At 74.7% G+C, this 2,584-nt stretch carries 1 protein-coding gene; it reads left to right on the forward strand.

The features are described 5' to 3' along the window. The coding region (locus tag FNH08_RS48725) for an SDR family NAD(P)-dependent oxidoreductase (protein WP_152778325.1) at window positions 1-2,584 on the forward strand (2,584 nt) is incomplete at both ends.

The raw sequence follows: 2,584 nt of genomic DNA on the forward strand, positions 1-2,584 counted from the left end.
GCCGTACGGCCCGGCTGCGGGTCAGCCACGCCTTCCACTCGCCCCTGATGAAGCCGGTGCTGGCCGAGTTCGCCGCCGTGGCGGCCGGTGTCGCCTACCGCACGCCGGCTGTGCCCGCCGTGAGCACTCTCACGGGCGAGGTTCTGCGGGACGGCGACTGGAGCACCGCCCGCTACTGGGTGGACCAGATCACCAGGCCCGTCCGCTTCCACGACGCGCTCTCCACCGCCACCGGCGACCAGGGGGTCAGCAGGCTCCTGGAGATCGGCCCCGACCCCGTCCTCACCGCGTTCGCCCGGGAGGCCGGACATGCCGCCGTGGCCACCCTGCGCGGGGGACAGGCGGAACCGCAGGCTGTTCTGACCGCCGTCGCCGAGATGTTCGTCCGGGGCGCCGACGTCCGCTGGCCGGCTCTCTTCGAGGGCACCGGCGCCCGCCGAGTCGACCTGCCGACCTACGCCTTCCGCCGCGAGCGGTACTGGCTGCCCGATCACGTCGTGGCGGAGCGCGGCGCGGTCACCGGCCCCGATGGTGTCGACGCACGCTTCTGGGAGCTCGTGGAGCATGGTGAGGTCGACGTGCTCGCCGAACGGCTGGGTGTGGCCGGCGGCGCAGCCTTGGACACACTCGTACCCGCGCTGTCGGCATGGCGCAGGCAGGGCCGCCAGGATCTGGAACAGGCGGGCCGTCGCTATCGTGTCCGCTGGCGGCCCGCCCGCCCCGCTGCCGATACGGCCGCGATCCAGGGTCGGTGGCTCGTGGCCACGGCCGACCCAGCCGGTGAGGACATCGCGGCAGCCCTGCGCCGGGCCGGCGCCGAGGTCGACCTGCTTCCCGTCGCCGCCACCGACACCCGCAGCGACCTCGCGGAGCGCATCCGCGCCACCGGCGACGAGCCCACGCACGTCCTGGCACTGGTGCCGTGGCCTGGTGCCGTGCTCGCCCTGTGGCAGGCGCTCTCCGATGCCGCCCCGGCCGCCCGTCTGTGGTGCGCCACCCGCTCCGCGCAGTCGATGGGTGCCGGCGACAGCCCGTCCCGGCCCGACGAGGCGGCCGTGTGGGGCCTGGGACGCACGCTCGCCCTCGAACAGCCCGACCGCTGGGGTGGCCTCGTCGACCTGCCCGCGCACCCGGACCCCGACGAGCCGCAGCTCCTCGCACGCGTGCTGGCCGAGCCCGGCGACGAGGACCAGCTCGCTTTGCGCGCCACCGGCGTCCTCACCGCCCGCCTCGTACGCGACACCGGCCCGAGCGGACAACCCGCAGGCTCGGGTGGACAGTCCCCCGACCGGGGTGGACCATCGGGGAGCACCCGCTTCCACGGCACAGCTCTGGTCACCGGGGGCACCGGTGCGCTCGGTCGGCACATCGCGCACTGGCTCGTCGACCAGGGAGCCGAGCACCTCGTCCTGGTCTCCCGGCGCGGCGCCGACGCCCCCGGTGCTCATGAGTTGCGCGACGAACTGACCGGACGCGGCGCCCAGGTCACGCTCGCCGCCTGTGACGTCACGGACCGTACCGCTCTCGCCGGCCTGCTGGACCCCCACCCGCCGACCGTCGTCGTTCACGCGGCGGGCATCCTGGACGACGGCCTCGCCGCCGACCTCACCCCCGAGCGGCTGGCGCGTGTCCTCGCCGCGAAAGCCGATGCCGCCACGCACCTGCACGAACTGACCGCCGACCGTGCCCTCGACGCCTTCGTGCTGTTCTCCTCCGTGGCCGGCGTCACCGGCAACGCCGGACAGGCGGCCTACGCCGCGGCCAACGCCCGCCTCGACGCGCTCGCGCAGCACCGCCGTGCCCTCGGTCTGCCGGCCACGTCCGTGGCCTGGGGGCCCTGGGCCGGCGACGGCATGGCCGCCGACCCCGTCGTCACCACGCACCTGGCCCGGCTGGGCATCCGTCCCCTCGCCCCCGACACCGCCGTCGACGCGCTTCAGCGCGTCCTCGACGACGACCGCACCTGCGTCACCGTTCTCGACGCCGACTGGGCCCGCTTCGCGGAGACCAGCGCCTACGCCCGCCACGGCTCCCTCCTGCGCGAACTCACCGGGCCCGCACAGCAGCAGGCCCGTACGGTCGCCGGTCCCGAACGGCTCGTGGCCGGCGGCGGACTCGCCACGGTTCTGCACGGCCGCCCGCCCGCGGAACGGGAACGCCTGGTCCTCGCCCACGTGCGGTCCACCGTCGCCGAGGTCCTCGGGCACAGCTCCGGCGCCGCGGTCGCCGTCGACCGTCCCTTCAGCGACCTGGGCTTCGACTCGCTCACTGCGGTGGAGCTGCGCAACCGCCTCGGCGCCGCGACCGGGCTGAGCCTGCCTGCCACCCTCGTCTACGACCACCCCAACCCGGCCGCCCTCGCGGCCCACATCCGCGCCCTACTCCCCGGCGAAGACGCCCGGAGCGAGGCCCACGACATCCCGGGCTCCGGCACGGGCGCCGACCTCGACGACGACGCCGTCGCGATTGTGGGTATGGCGTGCCGTTTTCCTGGTGGTGTTTCGTCTCCGGATGAGTTGTGGGAGTTGTTGGCGGCTGGTCGTGGTGGTGTGGTCCCGTTTCCTGGGGATCGTGGGTGGGATGT

Origin of the sequence: Streptomyces spongiae (assembly GCF_009377185.1) — a bacterium.
Taxonomy (GTDB): domain Bacteria; phylum Actinomycetota; class Actinomycetes; order Streptomycetales; family Streptomycetaceae; genus Streptomyces; species Streptomyces spongiae.